At 70.0% G+C, this 653-nt stretch carries 1 protein-coding gene; it reads right to left on the bottom strand.

The features are described 5' to 3' along the window. On the bottom strand, positions 1-632 hold a 632-nt coding region (locus LRH25_RS32590; protein ID WP_231013298.1), incomplete at its 3' end, for a cysteine peptidase family C39 domain-containing protein. Between the last annotated feature and the right edge of the window lie 21 nt (positions 633-653).

The following is a 653-nucleotide window of genomic DNA, read 5'->3' as shown; positions in this document are numbered from 1 at the left end:
GCGTTGGGATCGCCCGAGTTGGTGTAGCCCATGCCCCGCACCTGCGCGGCCTCGGCCACCGTCACCGGCCGCCAGCCTGCCGCCGCAGTGGCAGCCGGGATCATGAAGAAGCCCGTGCTCTCGCGCTCGATCGCGTCCCGGCTGACCCACAGGTCGGTGCCGAAGGTCGGGTCCTGGATGTGGAAGCGGTCGCCTTCCTGGCCGACGATGGCCGCGTAGTGGCTGACCTTCCAGTGCACGACAGACGGCACAGGGATCGGCGTGTTGCCGACCCGGAAGGCCGCGCGGTAGGGCAGCTTGGCCGCCTTGGCCAGTTCCGCCACCTGGCCCAGCGTGACGCCTTGCGGGCCGGACTGGTAGCGCTCCAGCAGCTTCATCTCCGGCTTGCCAGGGCTGCCGGCATTGGCCGGGTTCAGCAAAGCCAGCCGGCGCAGCGCGTTCGGGCCACATAAATAGGCGACACCGGGGTTGTTGTCCATCATCCACAGGCCTTGCCTGGCACCTGCGACGAGTTCGGTGGCCGGGCCGATCAACTGCCGGCCTTCCACCGCCGCCAGCAATTCCTTCAGGCGCTCGGCATGGCCCAGGCGGGCGTGCATGCGGATCAGCTCGCCGACGGCCCGGTCGGCCATCGCGCGGGCTTGGGGGGATGG

Source organism: Ideonella azotifigens, assembly GCF_021043325.1.
GTDB classification, from domain to species: domain Bacteria; phylum Pseudomonadota; class Gammaproteobacteria; order Burkholderiales; family Burkholderiaceae_C; genus Ideonella; species Ideonella azotifigens.
This window is presented reverse-complemented; position numbering and strand designations above follow the sequence as displayed.